The sequence below is a fragment of the Bacillus sp. FSL W8-0640 genome, assembly GCF_038007725.1.
Taxonomy (GTDB): Bacteria; Bacillota; Bacilli; order Bacillales; family Bacillaceae_G; genus Bacillus_A; species Bacillus_A cereus.
In genome coordinates this window covers 4,834,688-4,849,997 of the sequence record NZ_JBBOXT010000001.1, presented here as the reverse complement: position 1 = coordinate 4,849,997, position 15,310 = coordinate 4,834,688, and the positions used below count along the sequence as shown (strand labels likewise).

Sequence of the window (15,310 nt, the reverse complement as noted above, 5' to 3'; positions counted from 1 at the left end):
ATTCATGTATTAAGGTGATTGAAATATTATTCAGCTGGAGGCGTAAATGTACGTTTCTCTAATTCAGCATCTAGCATAAACAGTGCGTTTGAATCGCTTGTAATACGTTTTAATTTTTGAATGATGCTATCGAATGAAGCTTCTTCTTCAACTTGTTCGTCAACGAACCATTTTAAGAATGTAATTGTTGCATGTTCACGCTCGTCCCAAGCGATATCAGATAAGTTATAAATACGTTTCGTTACTTCACGCTCGTGCTCAAGTGCGACTTCAAAAGCGTTTAATACAGATTCGTATTCGTTATTTGGATTATCAAATCCAGTAATAATAGCGCGTTCTCCGCGGTCATTAATATAGTTGTAAAGCTTCATTGCGTGGAAACGTTCTTCTTCAGCTTGTACAAGGAAAAAGTTAGCGAATCCATCATAGCTCTCAGCTGTACAGTAAGCAGCCATTGCCATATAAGCATGGGCAGAGTAAAATTCAAAGTTCATTTGTTCATTTAATGCGTCGTGCAATTTTTTTGATAACATAAAATCCCCCTTAGTATTGTGACAATAATATTATACCATAATTGATAATATTCTCATTTAGATACTTCGAACCTTTTCGAAAGCTTTGTGACGTGTGCATCCATAATGTCTTGTAAGTCTAAATCATATTTTTGCGAAAGAATAATAAGGTTAGATAGTACATCGCCAAGTTCTTCTTTTAGTTCTTGTTTTAGCTCTTCTTCTGTTTTCGCATCTTCATCAGGGCGATCGCGGCCAATTTCAATAGCACGAACGACTCGTGAAACTTCCCCAACTTCCTCGGTTAAGAAATTTAAGCGAATAAAGGCATTATACTGTGACCAGCTTCGTTTTTCGTAAAATTCCTCAACCCATCTTTGAAATGCAACGATATCCATTTCTTCCTCATCTCCTCAATATGTTGTACAATGTTCATTGTATCATAACAATATATAGTTTTGGGGTGTAGGGATGAGAAAGATTTGTGTGTTTGCAGGTTCTAATTTAGGGGAGAGACCGGAATTTAAAGAGCAGGCAATTCAGTTAGGTAAAATGTTTGTTGAGAACGATTATGAGCTCGTATACGGTGGTTCATGTGTCGGATTAATGGGAGAAGTAGCAAACGAAGTTCTTCGTTTAGGTGGACGTGTAACAGGTGTTATGCCGCGCGGTCTATTTAGAGGAGAGATTGTGCATACAGGATTAACGGAATTAATTGAAGTAGAAACAATGCACGAACGTAAAGCGAAAATGGCAGAGCTTGCGGATGCTTTTATCGCGCTTCCAGGTGGATACGGAACGTTTGAAGAACTATTTGAAGTTGTATGTTGGTCACAAATTGGTATACATAATAAGCCGGTTGGTTTATTAAACATAAAAGGTTTTTACGGACCAATTTTGCAAATGGTTGAACGTGCAGCAGAAGAAGGATTTATGAATCCATCAAATAAAGAATTGATCGTTTCAGCAGAGACAGCAGATAAACTAATTCATGCAATCCAAAATTATGAGCGTCCTGTTTTGGGAACGAAGTGGAAGCAACTATCATAGCAAATACGGAAACACATGTCGTTTTAATTTAAGATGGCATGTGTTTTTAATTTGGTTAAATATGTTAATGTTTAGATGTAATGTTTTTGGGAAAGGAGAAATAGATGGAGGAGTTCGTATATTTACGTCCGGTTTTTAAAAGTATTTTAGCAGCGTCTATTCTTGTTATGCTAATTGTTTTGAGACAGAAGAAAGAGTTGATTAATGAATTTTCGCTTTGGTTTATTTCGGTATTATGTATCGGTGTTTCCGCGATAACGTTGTTTATGTCTGGATTTATCGTTGATGAGTATAATCTAGGTGGAGATCCACAATCGTTTTGTATGTTTATTGCGATTGGTTGTATTAGTGGTCTGAATTTCATTATTTATTACAGAAGGCAATAAAAAGAGGCATTCCGTATTACTTTGGAATGCCTTTATTATTTTGATTGCTTTGTTTTTTATACAGGTACCAGCCACCCCAGCCGCCACCAATTGCTACGACAACGAGGAAAGCATAGTCCTTAACCTCGACACGTATATTGAAAATATTAGCTATAAGTAAGAGAATCCCAACTGTTATTAACGCAAAAAATGCTCTAATTAAGTAGTCTTTCAACTGAACCACTCCCGTCATTTAAGTAGTAAATGATGAATTTGGAAAAGCTTTTTGGGTCTATGATACTAAAGGGTGTTTCCTATATTTTAACATAGATGAGATTGTAATATATTGATAAAAGTAGGGGAGAGGTGTTTGTTAATATTGTCGTGATTTGTCGATAAGTCGATATAATTGAAAAATCGCTGATATATTGGAGGGAATCGCCGATATAATTGGATAATCGCTGATATATTGGGGGGAATCGCCGATATATTGGAAAAATCGCTGATATAAATTTCATGTACCAGCATGCGCGACCAATCTATAGAAAAAAGCGACTCTGAACGAGCCGCTTCCGCTTTTAATGATATCCAGCTCCGGTAGCTAGAATGTTCGGTGGCTTCGCTTTTTCCTGCGAGGCAAAGAGCGCCTCTACGTCAAAAGCTCCATCCCCCTCACATTCTGAGCAAGCCGCTTCCGCTTTTAGGTGATATCCAGCTCCAGCGGCTAGAATCTCCGGTCATTTCGCTCTCTCGCTCGAAGCAAAAAGCGCTTCAAGGTCGAGAGCTCCAATGCCCTGCGATTCTGAACGAGCCGCTTCCGCTTTTAATTATTATTGATTCAAGAACGCACGTAGCATCCAAGCGTGTTTTTCTAGTTCTGTGTAGATGCCTAGTAGTAGGTCAGATGTCATTTCATCGTCAGAGTCTTGAGCGATTTCCATGCCTTTTTTCAGTTCGACTAGCATCATTTCGTAGTCTTTCATGATTGCTTCGACCATCCCTTCTGCAGTTTCTCCGTATGCTGCTTCTTGAATAGAAGATAGTTCTAAGTATTCTTTCATTGTTGCTACTGGTTTGCCGCCAATTGCTAAAATACGTTCTGCAATTTCATCGATGTGAGTAGCTGATTCTGTGTAAAGTTCTTCGAATTTCTCGTGTAATGTGAAGAATTGAGGTCCTTTTACGTACCAATGGAAGTTGTGAAGTTTTGTGAATAAAACGCTCCAGTCTGCTACTTGTTTGTTTAATACTTCGATTACTTGTTTGTTCATTATGATCAATCTCCTTTTGAGTTGTTATGTGATATCAATTACTAATTTATAATCATTATAATCTAGTAATCTCTATAAATCAACCCTTTTGCTGGAATTAATTTGAACAAATTATGAACTGTTGTAAATAAAAGGCCCTATTACGGTGAAGTAATAGGGCCTTTGTTTGAGATATGGCTCTTGTTCTAAACGAGCCGCTTGTGCTTTTAATGATATCCAGCTCCGGTGACTAGACCAGTCGGTCATTTCGCGCCTTCCTGTGAGGCAAAGAACGCCTCTTCGTCAGGAGCTCCAATGCCCTCCTGTTCTGAGCAAGTCACCTCCGCTTTTAATTGATATCCAGCTCCAGCGGCTAGAATCTCCGGTCATTTCGCTCTCTCGCTCGAAGCAAAAAGCGCTTCAAGGTCGAGAGCTTGAAGTGTCCTGAGATTCTGAACGAGCCGCTTCCGCTTTTATTTGTTAAACAGCCTTTTGTTTTTCTTCTACATCTTGCCCATCCCAGCACTCTGTATTCTTTAAGCCAGGGATAGAGTTTGCAACGAAGACAGGATCTTTTCCTTGTTTCTTTTGCTTCAAATAGTCTACTAATGCAGCGTAAGCAAATTTGCTAAGGAATGAGATGGCAATTAAGTTTGTGAATACCATTAGTCCCATGAATAAATCAGCTAAACTCCAAACTGTTTTAAGAGCAGCGATTGATCCGAAGAATACCATTCCGACAACTGCAACACGATAAATCATTAACCATGTTTTACTTTCTTTAATGAATGCGATATTTGTTTCACCATAATAGTAGTTTCCTAGAAGTGAACTGAAAGCGAATAGGAAAATAATAATCGCTAAGAAAGTGCTTGCCCACGGTCCAATTTGTGAACTTAATGCGTTTTGTGTTAATTCGATACCTTCTAAATTTGATCCTTTGTAAAGTCCAGAACATAATACGATAAATGCTGTTGATGTACATACTAAGAATGTATCTACGAAAACGCCTAACGCTTGAACAAGCCCTTGTTTTACAGGGTGAGATACATCAGATGTTGCGGCTGCATTAGGAGAACTACCCATTCCCGCTTCTGTAGCGAATAAACCGCGCTGAATTCCGAACTTGATTGCTGCTCCAATACCACCAGCGATGGCTTGGTCTAAACCGAATGCACCGTTAAAGATTTCCATGAAAATGCTTGGTAACATACTGAAGTTGTTAATAACGACAAAAATAGCCACGCCGATATAAACGATTGCCATTGGCGGAACAATCATTTCTGTAATACGTGAAATGCTCTTAATGCCACCAAAAATAATAACTGCAACTAATAAGGCTAATAGAGCTCCTACGATTGTTCGCTCTAGTCCAAAAGCATTTTCAAACGCTATTGTTACTGTATTTGCTTGCACTGAATTGAAAATTAATCCGTACGCAACTGTAATAAGAAGTGAAAACCAGACGCCCATCCAGCGTTTGTTTAACCCTTTTTCCATGTAATATGCTGGTCCACCACGGAACCTACTTCCATCTTTTACTTTATAAATTTGCGCAAGTGTACATTCTACAAAACTAGTAGCTGCTCCGATAATTGCGATAAACCACATCCAAAATATTGCGCCAGGTCCACCCATTGAAATTGCTAATGCTACACCAGCTAAGTTTCCGATACCGATACGTGCTGCTGCACTTAAGCAAAATGCTTGGAATGGTGAGATGCTATCTTTCTTTTTTTCTTTTCGATTAAACCCTTTACTAATTAAGCTGACCATCTCACTGAAATGAGTAATTTGGACAAATTTTAATTTAAAAGAGAAGTAAAGACCGAAGCCGATTAACATTGCAATAAGAATATATGACCATAAAATATTATTCGTTACCTCAAGGAATCTGCTAAAGATATCAACCATATAATACACTTCCTTTTTTTCGTAATAAGAAAATTATATGCAAAAAATATACGAGAATCAATTTTTCTAAAAAATTATGTTACTTAAAACATTTTTATGTTATGATTATGTTACATCGTAATATTTTTAGAATTATTTACATTTTAAAAAACTAAATTTAAAGCGAGAAGGTGGGGATAATTTGAAAGAAGATTCTTTATGGAAAGTAAGCCTTGAGAGTTTGAAAATGAGAAGTAATATATTTTTTATCATTACATCTTTAAGTATCTTTTTAGGGTCCACTTATTATTACAATAAAAGATTTCCAAATCACAAATATCCTGAGTGGTTAGAATTTCTAAAGTTGATTGGATGAATAAAAGACAGAAAAACAGAAAATTAAAATAAACAAGTTATGGAGGAGCTAAAAATGAATATTAGAGAAAGTGAACTTCCGGGTATTGGTTATAAGTTTCAAATCGTTACGAAAGGCAATGAAAAGATGGTAATTGTCATTCATGATGATGGTCGTAGAGAAATGTATCATTTTGATTCAGACCATGAAGAAAGCATCTCAAGTATTTCACTACGTGACTCAGAGGCAAGACAAATCGCTGCAATATTAGGTGGAATGGTATATAAGCCTAGGGCGTTAGAAAATGTTGAGATGGTTTTTGAAGGTTTAGCGATTGAGTGGTTCAAAGTGGAGAATACAGCTCCAGCAATCGGAAAAACAATTGGCGATCTTGAAATAAGAAAAACATATAGCGTAACAATAATCGCGGTTATGAAGAAGAACATGAAGAAGCTATTTAATCCAGGACCAGAAACAGTAATTGAAGAAGGAGATATGCTTGTAGTTTCAGGTGAGAGAGAAGAAATTAAAAAAATCATTAATGAATTACTTTCAAATAGGGGGGACTGATTAGATGGATACGTTAATTTTTGAAGTTGGTACAGCTTTAGTTTTAGTGGCAATTGCAGCAGTAATTGCTGGAAAATTTAAATTCTCAGTAATTCCTTTTCTAATCGTTCTTGGAATGTTAGTAGGACCGCATGCACCGACAATAGGTGTTATCGATCTCAAATTTATTGAAAGTGCAAGTGTAATTTCCTTCCTTGGACGAATTGGGGTTCTATTCCTTCTATTCTATCTAGGATTAGAATTTTCAATGAAAAAACTAATTAAATCTGGACGCTCTATTGCGATTGGCGGAACGATTTATATTTTAATTAACTTTTCACTTGGTTTGTTATACGGATTTATAATGGGATTCCCATTACTAGAAATCTTAATTATTGCGGGTATTATTACGATTTCTTCTAGCGCTATCGTTGCTAAAGTGTTAGTGGACTTAAGAAGAACTGGTAATAATGAAACCGAATTAATTTTAGGAATTATTATGTTTGAAGATATATTCCTTGCTGTATATTTATCAGTTGTTTCTGGTTTAGTACTTGGAGATCACGCTTCCTTCTTAGGTGCCCTTACTTCAATTGGAATTGCTTTAGGATATATGCTTCTATTCTTTATAGTAGCTAGAAAGGCTACGCCGTTATTAAATAAATTGCTCAATATTAGCTCAGATGAAATCTTTATTATTGTAGTATTTGCTTCGTTATTCTTCATTGCTGGTTTTTCAGAAACAATTCACGTTGCAGAAGCAATTGGAGCACTTCTTCTAGGATTAGTTTTCTCTGAGACAGAGCATAGTGACCGAATTGAACATCTTGTTGTTCCATTTAGAGACTTTTTCGGAGCTATTTTCTTCTTCAGCTTCGGGTTAAGTATTGATCCGTTCTCATTAGGCGGAGCGATATGGTTAACGTTAGGTGCTGTCCTTCTTACGATAATCGGTAACTTTGTAGCAGGAATGATCGCAGGAAGACAAGCTGGATTATCTCATAAGGCATCAACAAATATCGGATTAACAATCGTTTCAAGAGGAGAGTTCTCCATCATTATGGCTAATATCGGCATCGCCGGTGGTTTAATGTCAGTACTGAAACCATTTTCAGCACTATACGTGCTTATACTATCCATTTTAGGCCCACTTCTGACAAAAGAGTCGAAGAATGTATATAAATTCTTAAATAAAATCTTTAAGTGGGATACGAAGACTAACTAAATTAAAAAAATAAAAGTACAAGATATTACCTGCTTGTACTTTTATTTTTGTAATGAAAACAGTAAAGAGAGGTACATGATGTTAGGAGAGTTGATTCATTCGGTTTTAGTTTTTTTAGAAGGACTTGGTTATTGGGGAATTATGCTTGGATTAATGCTAGAGGTTATTCCAAGTGAAATCGTATTGTCTTATGCAGGCTATTTAGTATCAACAGGAAGCATTACATTTTGGGGCGCTGTCGCGTTCGGTACAATTGGTGGTGTAATTGCACAACTATTCATTTATTGGATTGGTCGATATGGAGGAAGACCTGTTCTTGAGCGATATGGAAAATATATTTTAATTCAGAAGAAACATATTGATTATGCTGAAGATTGGTTTAATCGTTATGGAACTGGCGTTATCTTTACCGCACGTTTTATTCCGGTTGTGCGTCATGCTATTTCGATACCAGCGGGTATTGCGAAAATGTCACATGCTAAGTTTATTACGCTAACTACATTAGCTGTTATTCCGTGGTCAATTGTGTTTGTATATTTAGGTTTTAAATTAGGAACAGAGTGGGAAAGTATTAATAAAGTTGCGGGGCCATATGTGAAATACTTTGCACTTGCTGCTATTGTTTGTGCAATTGGTTATTTTGTATTAAAAAAAATGATGAAAAAAAAGTGATTACAGAAAAGGAATCTATGTCGACATAGATTCTCAGAGTGTTGGGAAACCCTTTAGGGTTCCCCACACTCTGGAATCATTTTGATTTTAGCGAATAAAAACAACATAAAATAATAGAGTTTCAAAAAAATAGCCCTCCACCAGACCTTTTTTGGTCAGATGGAGGGCTATTTTTTTCATGTTTTGACAAGTTGCGGTGAGATAAGCCTGCATTTGGACAGACTTCAGCCCCCGAAATCGAGCATATCGATAGCCATGTAGTTCTTTGGCGTCCGCAAAGCTTCGCTCTATAGTTGAACAGCGTACTTTGTACAACTTTTTCCCTGTAACTGTTAGTTTGTTTTTTCTAGCGATATCCTTATATTTCTCCCATATATGATGAGTGATAACTTTTTGTTTTTGTTTCTTTGAAAAACATACCTCACGTAGCGGACAAACAGCGCAGTCTTCTGGGTTGGATTTATAGTGACGATATCCTTCACGATCCGTTGTCGCATACTCTAAAATACACCCCATCGGACAAGCAAATGCATTCATTTCTTCTACATATTTAAATTGGCTTTTTGGTACTTCTTTATTTCGTTTTCCAAATCGGCGATACCCCATCACCATAAATATATTTCTCTCCGATAATTTCTTACAGATATACCCTGTAAAATAGCCTGCATCAAGAGCTACAGCTTCCACTTTAAATCCGAATTTATCAATTTGAGCTTGTAGACGCGCTAAATATGGCTCGGAATCTGCCATATTTCCAGCCGTTACATAAGTATCTGTAATAATATTGTACTTCGCATCAGTCGTACGATGGTCTAAGAAATGAAAACCGTTTGGTTTTCCATCTCTCATTAAAAATCCACTATCTGGATCCGTAGTACTTATACGAGTTTTTTTAGTGGGAGTATCACTTTCCTTTCTGGGTTTTAATTCTTTTTTTCGTGTACCTCACGATCTTCAATTACCGCAGCTTCTAGTTCATCTATATAAAACTTTGCCTTTTCTTTTTTATATTTATGTACAAACTTATTTTTATTAGCATTGGCCTTAATGTGCGTAGAATCTGTCATCAGCGCACGTCCTCCCACCATCCGGTGCTCTGTCGCTTGCCTCACGATCTCATCAAAAATTTCTTCGAAAATATTTGTATGAATAAAGCGAGTACGACGATTCCAACTGATTGTAGAATGATCCGGAATAGTATCTGATAGAGAAAACCCTAAAAACCAACGGTAGGCGATATTCGTTTTAATCTCTTTTTCCAATTGACGCTCCGAACGAATACCGTAAAAATATCCAATAAACATCATTTTAAATAAAACGATAGGATGGATTGAAGGACGTCCATTGTTTTCACAGTAATAAGGGCGTAACTTCTCTTCAATAAAATCAAAACTAATTGTCGCTTCGATCGCACGAAGGAAATGATCTTGTGGAACCAACTCTTCTACAGAAACAGATACACGTTCATCACGATGATTTTTTAAAGCACCCATCATAAAAAATCTCTCCTTTACCTCTTTTTATCAGTGTTGACACATAAAAAGAGGTTCAGACACAAAAACAGGCTGTGGAGAAGACTTTCTCCACAGCCTGGGAATCTATGTCGACATAGATTCTTTTTTTATTGGCATTTTTTCAAGGATGAAAGAATACGTTTAATATTTACTATATTGTGGCATACATATAGGAAAAGGGAGTTTGGAAAGGGGAATAAAGAGAAATGGAACTCCAGTTTCAAAATGTATATCAACAGGTAGAGAATTGGTATGTGTTGGATTCGGAGCTTCCTTGGGATGTCAAAAAGCTGAGAGAGGATTTGTGTTCTCTTATTGAAGTATGTAAAACGCCCGTTATTTTTTGTGATACGTGTGATGCAAATGATGTACTTCTATCATTAGGGGAAGAGGAAGAAGAGTTCCTATTCCCAGTAGGTGGTTTTTATCATAAAGAAAAGAAATTAATTTTCGTTTGTATGTGGGAAGAGTATGAGCAAGTTCTCAAAACGCTACTGCATGAATTTCGCCATGCGATGCAACATAAGAGAGATATATTGTATGTGGGAAGTGAACGGTACGAAGAGCGGTGGATTGAAAAAGATGCGAGGAAGTTCGCGGAGAGGAAATTGGATGAATATAAGAGTAGAAAGTTAAAGTAAAGCATAGTGGAGAAATAGCGCTGTGCTTTTTCACTTATTAAAAATAAGTATTCGACTTTTATAAAGTTTAGTTCTAAACTAATGATATGAAACGAGCGAGGTGATGAAATGAAAACAGAAGATAGACTAGGGCTACTATTATGGTTTCGTTTGTCACGCTTTTATAATAAGAGTATTCGTGAGACGAATCAGCATTTGAAAAAATGGAATATATCTGCCGCCCAGTTTGATGTGTTAGCTCAAGTTGGAGGACATAATCGTTTAACGCAGCAAGAACTTGGAAATAAGCTATTTGTTACGAAAGGAAATGTAACGCAGCTTTTAAATAAAATGGAGCAGCTTGAGTGGATTTTGCGTGAACAAGAGGGTACTACGAAATATATTTCTTTAACAGAAAAGGGAAGAGCTTTATATGAGGAAATCGTCCCACCTCAAGAAACGTTCCAAGCAGAGAAGTTTCATAATTTAAATATAGAGGAACAAAAGCAGTTATTAACACTATTAAAAAAGTTACAGTAAGAAAAAATTTTAAAATAAATCTCGAATTCGAGATAGTATGAGGTGAAGGATATGTTTAGAAAAGTTGATCATAAAAATATGGGCAGAGCAAATCATGGTTGGTTAAATACACATTTTCATTTTTCTTTTGCCAATTACTACAATCCAAATAAAATGAACTTCGGAGCGTTACGTGTTATTAATGATGATCTAGTAGCGGCGCAAACTGGTTTTGATATGCATCCGCACCGTGATATGGAGATTATTTCTTACGTTGTAGATGGTGCTTTAACACATGAAGACAGCATGGGAAATCGCGGAACGATTGAGCGTGGACATGTTCAATATATGAGTGCTGGCACGGGTGTATTTCATAGCGAGCATAATTTAGGCGATGAAACGCTGCGTTTATTACAAATTTGGATTTTACCAGACCGTGCGGATCATAAACCAAACTATGGTGAGTTTAAATTTGATTGGAGCAAGCGCGAAAATGAATGGTTCCATATGGTATCTTCAGTAGAAGGAAATGCACCAATTCAAATTCACCAAGATGCGAATTTATACTCCTTATCATTAGAGGCTGGAAAAGAAATTCATTTTCCAGTGAAAGAAGGCCGTCAATTGTATCTTGTACAAATTGAAGGAAGCAGTGTAATCAATGGTGAAACGTTTGTTATGCGGGATGCGGCAGAATCTGTAGAAGAAGATATTCACATTCAAGCGAAAGAGCAATCACACTATTTAGCAATTGAATTGAAAAAACAATAAAAGGTTTATAGAAAAGAGGACATCCGATAGATGTCCTCTTTTTTTGATTGGAATTGTCTGAAAAATGTTTCTCAAATTTTCGGTAGAGGTATTGGCTGGGAAAATAAGAATTGTATAAAAGTGTCAAAAATCTTTATGGGAATGGGGAATGTTATAGTGAAAAAGCAAGTCATTTCATCAGCATTAGCGTTAACTGTTATCGCCGGGGGATTTGGAGCGTTTGGGGCAACGACAACGAAAGCGGAAGAACAAAAAATTCAATATCATCAAGAATTTAAAACACCTGCATACATAGGTGAAGAATGGAAAGCACCGGAAGGACTAGATAAAAAAGAGACAGTCTTTCAATACTTAGAGAGTAAGAAAGATATGTTTAAATTAGCAGGAAATATTGAAAAGCATTTTAATATCGTTGGGGAAGAAAAAGACGCTGAATCTGATACGACACATGTGAAGCTAGTTGAGAAACATAATAACATTCCTGTGTACGGTTCTGATCAAACTGTTACACTTGATAAAGAGAATAATGTAAAAGCATTCTTCGGACAAGTTATTCCGAATTTAGATGATAAAAATATTCCTGCAGCTGCAAGCATTACTGCGGAACAAGCAGAAACAATTGCAAAGGCAGATATTGAGAAAGAAATTGGTAAAGTAAAGAGTTATGATGGTGTGAAAAAAGATTTATTTGTATATGAAAAGGACGGTAATTACTACCTTGCATACTTAGTTAAGGCATCGATTTCAAAACCAGCTCCAGGGTATTGGCATTATTTTGTTGATGCAACGAATGGAAATGTTATTGAGAAATATAACGCTGTAGATAACATTACTGGATTTGGTTACGGAGTATTAGGTGCTAGACAATCATTTGAAATTGCTCAAGATACGAAAACAGGACAATTCAACTTGTTTGATGGTAAACGAGGACAAGGTGTTCATACATTTGATGCAGAAAATATGGACGAGAACTGGTTTAATTTATTCTCACAATGGCTTGGATATACAGGAGAAGAAGTTGAAAGTAAATCTAAGTTCTTCGAAGATAAAGCTGCAGTTGATGCTCATGTAAATGCAGGAAAAGTATATGATTACTACAAAAAGACATTTAATCGTAACTCTTTCGATGATAAAGGTGCGAAGCTTATTTCAACTGTTCACGTAGGTACAGCTTGGAATAACGCAGCTTGGAATGGTGTGCAAATGATGTACGGTGATGGCGATGGAAAAACATTCATTCCATTATCTGCTGGACTTGATGTTATCGGTCACGAATTAACGCATGCTGTAACTGAACATACAGCAAACCTTGTTTACAAAAATGAGTCAGGGGCGTTAAATGAATCGTTATCTGATATTATGGGTGTTATGGTTGAGAAGAAGAGCTGGGATTTAGGTGCTGACATTTATACACCTGATAAACCTGGTGATGCGCTTCGTTCACTAAAAGATCCAGCATCTATTCCAAACCCATTAAAACCAAGTGAAGGTTACCCAGATCACTATAGTAAACGTTATACTGGAACAGCTGATAATGGCGGCGTTCATATTAACAGTAGTATTAATAATAAAGCTGCTTATTTAGTTTCTGAAGGCGGAGATCATTACGGCGTGAAAGTAACTGGAGTGGGCCGTGAAGCGACAGAAAAAATTTACTACCGTGCGCTTACGAAATATTTAACTGCAAACTCTGACTTCAAAATGATGCGTCAAGCGGCACTTCAGTCAGCTGAAGATTTATACGGTAAAAACTCTAAAGCTGTACAAGCTGTAACGAAAGCTTATGATGCAGTAGGTGTAAAATAATAAGAGAAAAGACCTGACATCCTAGTCAGGTCTTTTCTTTATCCCGCTATCCCCAAATGATGAAATTTCCACTTTATTTAGTCGCGAATACCTAATGCGATTTTCGCCATACGTGACATACGTTCTTTCGACCACGGTGGATTCCAAACGACATTTACTTCTATTTCATTAACTTCAGGTACGTTTGTTGATAATACTTTTTTAACGTCTGATACGATTTGCCCAGCCATTGGACAACCGATAGAAGTCATAGTCATCGTAATGACAGCATTATTATTTTCATCTGCTGTAACATCATAAACTAATCCAAGATTAACGATATCAACACCTAGTTCAGGGTCAATAACAGCTTCTAAATTGGCAAGTAATTTATTTTCAAATGCTTCTTGTGACATAAGCAGCCCCTCCTACACTTTAATGATATCGATTCTCATTATAACGGAAATGAGCATAATGTGCAGGAAATGAGCTCAAAAAAATATCCCTCTTCGCAAGAGGGATATTTTTTGAACATCTATTCTGTTTTAAAATGAGATACGAGCTGATCTAACTCTTCAACTGTTTGTTTCATTTTTCTAGCAGTTACTGTCATTTCATTCATAACAATAACTTTCTGTTCAGCAGATTGTGCCGTTGCGGCAGTTTCGCTGGATACTTCAGTAGAGATAGAAGCGATGTTATTAAGTGAAGCATTCATTTCTTCAGCACTTGCAGCCATTTCTTCAGCAGTTGCTGATATATCTTGCATTTGAGTAGATACTTTATTTACTTGTTCCACAATTGTTGTGAAAGAAGTACCAGCTTCACGAATAACATTGATACCTTCAAATGCTTCAGAACGGCCTTGAGACATCATAGAGCTAGCAGTTTCTGTATCATTTTGAATTTGATGTAGTAATTGATTAATGTCTGTTGCAGCTGTTTTAGATTGTTCAGCAAGTTTTCGAACTTCGTCAGCTACGACAGCAAATCCTTTTCCTTGCTCGCCAGCACGAGCAGCCTCAATAGAAGCATTTAAAGCAAGTAAGTTTGTTTGCTCAGCAATATTAGAAATAGATTGTACAGCAGTATCAATATATTTCGTATGAGTGATTAGACGTTCAACCACTTCTGACGTAGCATTTACAGCTTCGTGTATTGTTGTCATTTGTGAAACAGATTTTTGGATAACGGTACTTCCATCGCTAGCATGTTCAGATGTGGCAACAGCAAGTTCCGCTACAGATGAAGCAGATTCAGCAATACGCTGAACACTTACTGCCATATCGTCCATTGCAGTTGAACTTTCTTCTATACTAGAAGTTTGTGATTGAATACTTGCATTTAAGTTGGACATTGAGCTTTGGACTCTTAATGTCGCCTCACGTGATGTATTCGTTTTTTCTAGCATATTTTCAGAAGCGGTTTGCACTTCCACTGATGTTTTTTGAACACGATTAATGATATGTTGTAGGTTTTCTAACATTTTATTAAATGATGTTGCGATAGCACCTATTTCATCGTTGCTATTTACTTGTAGACGTGCCGTTAAGTCACCTTCTTGAGAGGCCAATTCTTTTAGTTTCGTGTCAATTTGTTGAATTGGTTTCACCAGTTTACCAGAGAACCACCATGCAAGAATAATTGCAACGACAATACAAATAACAAGTGATAGAAAGACTGCATATTCAATTCCTAGTGAAGATTGATCAATTTGTTCAATAGATTGTTCACGTAATTTAGCTTGTTCATTACTGTAATTTGTGAAGTCACCAATTACTTTATAGACCGTTCCGTTTTCTGAAGAAGCTACTTGTAAAGCTTCTTCCCATTTTTGTTCTTTTGCAAGAGTGAATACTTTTTCTTCAACGAACTTTCTCCAAGTAGACCCTAATTCCATTGTACTTTTTACGGACGAAGAAAGATTTGGATTAGAAAGAAGTTTATCTTTTGAATCCTCAAGACGTTTACTCATCTCATTAAACTTGTCTAATTCGACTTGATCATGTTGTAGTAAATAACCTCTTAAAGCAGATAGCTGTACTTGATAAGCGTCTCCACGCTCTTTCAATTCTGTTGCCAGTGGAGAAATTTCTTTTTGTAATGTTTCAGCTTTACGAGATTGGTCAATAGCAAAAAATAAAATAAAAGCTAAGGCGATGCCAAATAAAGCGCAAATCGTTCCCATCATGAACATAAGTTTTTTTCTGATACTTACAAAATTCATATG

At 36.6% G+C, this 15,310-nt stretch carries 17 protein-coding genes; 9 read left to right on the top strand and 8 right to left on the bottom strand.

Annotation, left to right across the window (positions count from 1 at the left end; genetic code table 11):
* Window positions 1-26: 26 nt before the first annotated feature.
* On the bottom strand, window positions 27-533 hold the full coding sequence (locus N2V80_RS25225) for a ferritin (RefSeq protein ID WP_000949403.1): 507 nt from the start codon (window positions 531-533) through the stop codon (window positions 27-29).
* A 53-nt stretch (window positions 534-586) separates the two neighbouring features.
* Window positions 587-910 (bottom strand): MazG nucleotide pyrophosphohydrolase domain-containing protein, encoded by a 324-nt coding sequence (locus N2V80_RS25220; RefSeq protein ID WP_000355749.1) that lies wholly within the window; start codon window positions 908-910, stop codon window positions 587-589.
* Between the two features lie 73 nt (window positions 911-983).
* Here N2V80_RS25220 and N2V80_RS25215 point away from each other — a divergent pair, with 73 nt between their 5' ends.
* Both N2V80_RS25215 and N2V80_RS25210 read left to right on the top strand, forming a co-directional pair.
* Complete coding sequence (locus tag N2V80_RS25215; RefSeq protein WP_001225751.1) at window positions 984-1,562, top strand: LOG family protein; 579 nt, start codon at window positions 984-986, stop codon at window positions 1,560-1,562.
* 104 nt (window positions 1,563-1,666) lie between these two features.
* Entirely contained in the window at window positions 1,667-1,948 is a 282-nt protein-coding gene (locus N2V80_RS25210) for a hypothetical protein (protein WP_000390910.1), read from the top strand.
* Between the two features lie 16 nt (window positions 1,949-1,964).
* Here N2V80_RS25210 and N2V80_RS25205 read toward each other — a convergent pair whose 3' ends face one another.
* From N2V80_RS25205 to N2V80_RS25195, 3 genes are all read right to left on the bottom strand, one after another.
* Complete coding sequence (locus tag N2V80_RS25205; protein ID WP_000656313.1) at window positions 1,965-2,162, bottom strand: hypothetical protein; 198 nt, start codon at window positions 2,160-2,162, stop codon at window positions 1,965-1,967.
* 595 nt (window positions 2,163-2,757) lie between these two features.
* The gene (locus tag N2V80_RS25200) at window positions 2,758-3,198 is read right to left on the bottom strand and encodes a Dps family protein (RefSeq protein WP_001041895.1); all 441 of its coding nucleotides are present in this window, start codon (window positions 3,196-3,198) and stop codon (window positions 2,758-2,760) included.
* Between the two features lie 459 nt (window positions 3,199-3,657).
* A complete protein-coding gene (locus tag N2V80_RS25195) occupies window positions 3,658-5,091 on the bottom strand; it encodes an alanine/glycine:cation symporter family protein (protein ID WP_000227591.1) in 1,434 nt (477 codons plus the stop codon).
* Between the two features lie 409 nt (window positions 5,092-5,500).
* On the opposite strand from N2V80_RS25195, the gene N2V80_RS25190 reads away from it, so the two are divergent.
* The 3 genes from N2V80_RS25190 (at window position 5,501) to N2V80_RS25180 (ending at window position 7,871) form a co-directional block, all read left to right on the top strand.
* Window positions 5,501-5,995 carry a cation:proton antiporter regulatory subunit gene (locus N2V80_RS25190; protein WP_001026075.1) on the top strand — a complete coding sequence of 165 codons (495 nt, stop codon included), beginning with the start codon at window positions 5,501-5,503 and terminating at the stop codon, window positions 5,993-5,995.
* Window positions 5,996-5,999: 4 nt separating this feature from the next.
* Window positions 6,000-7,199 carry a cation:proton antiporter gene (locus tag N2V80_RS25185; RefSeq protein WP_000380223.1) on the top strand — a complete coding sequence of 400 codons (1,200 nt, stop codon included), beginning with the start codon at window positions 6,000-6,002 and terminating at the stop codon, window positions 7,197-7,199.
* Between the two features lie 78 nt (window positions 7,200-7,277).
* Window positions 7,278-7,871, top strand: coding sequence for a DedA family protein (locus N2V80_RS25180; protein WP_000900214.1), 594 nt, complete (start codon window positions 7,278-7,280; stop codon window positions 7,869-7,871).
* An 87-nt stretch (window positions 7,872-7,958) separates the two neighbouring features.
* On the opposite strand, the gene N2V80_RS25175 is transcribed toward N2V80_RS25180, so the two are convergent.
* Window positions 7,959-9,367 (bottom strand): IS1182-like element ISBth7 family transposase gene (locus N2V80_RS25175; protein WP_097821175.1). Its coding sequence is split into 2 segments (ribosomal slippage): window positions 7,959-8,809 and window positions 8,809-9,367, totalling 1,410 coding nucleotides; the frame shifts between segments, so codons are not numbered across the junction.
* A 224-nt stretch (window positions 9,368-9,591) separates the two neighbouring features.
* Here N2V80_RS25175 and N2V80_RS25170 point away from each other — a divergent pair.
* The 4 genes from N2V80_RS25170 to N2V80_RS25155 all read left to right on the top strand — a co-directional run bounded on the left by N2V80_RS25170 (window position 9,592) and on the right by N2V80_RS25155 (window position 13,101).
* Complete coding sequence (locus N2V80_RS25170; protein WP_000422794.1) at window positions 9,592-10,026, top strand: DUF3920 family protein; 435 nt, start codon at window positions 9,592-9,594, stop codon at window positions 10,024-10,026.
* Window positions 10,027-10,134: 108 nt separating this feature from the next.
* Window positions 10,135-10,545: a MarR family winged helix-turn-helix transcriptional regulator gene (locus tag N2V80_RS25165; RefSeq protein WP_000845467.1), complete on the top strand. Its 411-nt coding sequence runs from the start codon at window positions 10,135-10,137 to the stop codon at window positions 10,543-10,545.
* A 51-nt stretch (window positions 10,546-10,596) separates the two neighbouring features.
* Window positions 10,597-11,295 (top strand): pirin family protein, encoded by a 699-nt coding sequence (locus tag N2V80_RS25160; RefSeq protein WP_061654802.1) that lies wholly within the window; start codon window positions 10,597-10,599, stop codon window positions 11,293-11,295.
* Window positions 11,296-11,451: 156 nt separating this feature from the next.
* Entirely contained in the window at window positions 11,452-13,101 is a 1,650-nt protein-coding gene (locus N2V80_RS25155; protein WP_033685825.1) for a M4 family metallopeptidase, read from the top strand.
* A 77-nt stretch (window positions 13,102-13,178) separates the two neighbouring features.
* Here the strand turns inward: N2V80_RS25155 and N2V80_RS25150 are convergent, their stop codons facing one another.
* Together N2V80_RS25150 and N2V80_RS25145 are read right to left on the bottom strand one after the other, a co-directional pair.
* Window positions 13,179-13,496 (bottom strand): metal-sulfur cluster assembly factor, encoded by a 318-nt coding sequence (locus N2V80_RS25150; protein WP_000076422.1) that lies wholly within the window; start codon window positions 13,494-13,496, stop codon window positions 13,179-13,181.
* 119 nt (window positions 13,497-13,615) lie between these two features.
* Window positions 13,616-15,307 carry a methyl-accepting chemotaxis protein gene (locus tag N2V80_RS25145; protein WP_061654803.1) on the bottom strand — a complete coding sequence of 564 codons (1,692 nt, stop codon included), beginning with the start codon at window positions 15,305-15,307 and terminating at the stop codon, window positions 13,616-13,618.
* Window positions 15,308-15,310 lie beyond the last annotated feature (3 nt).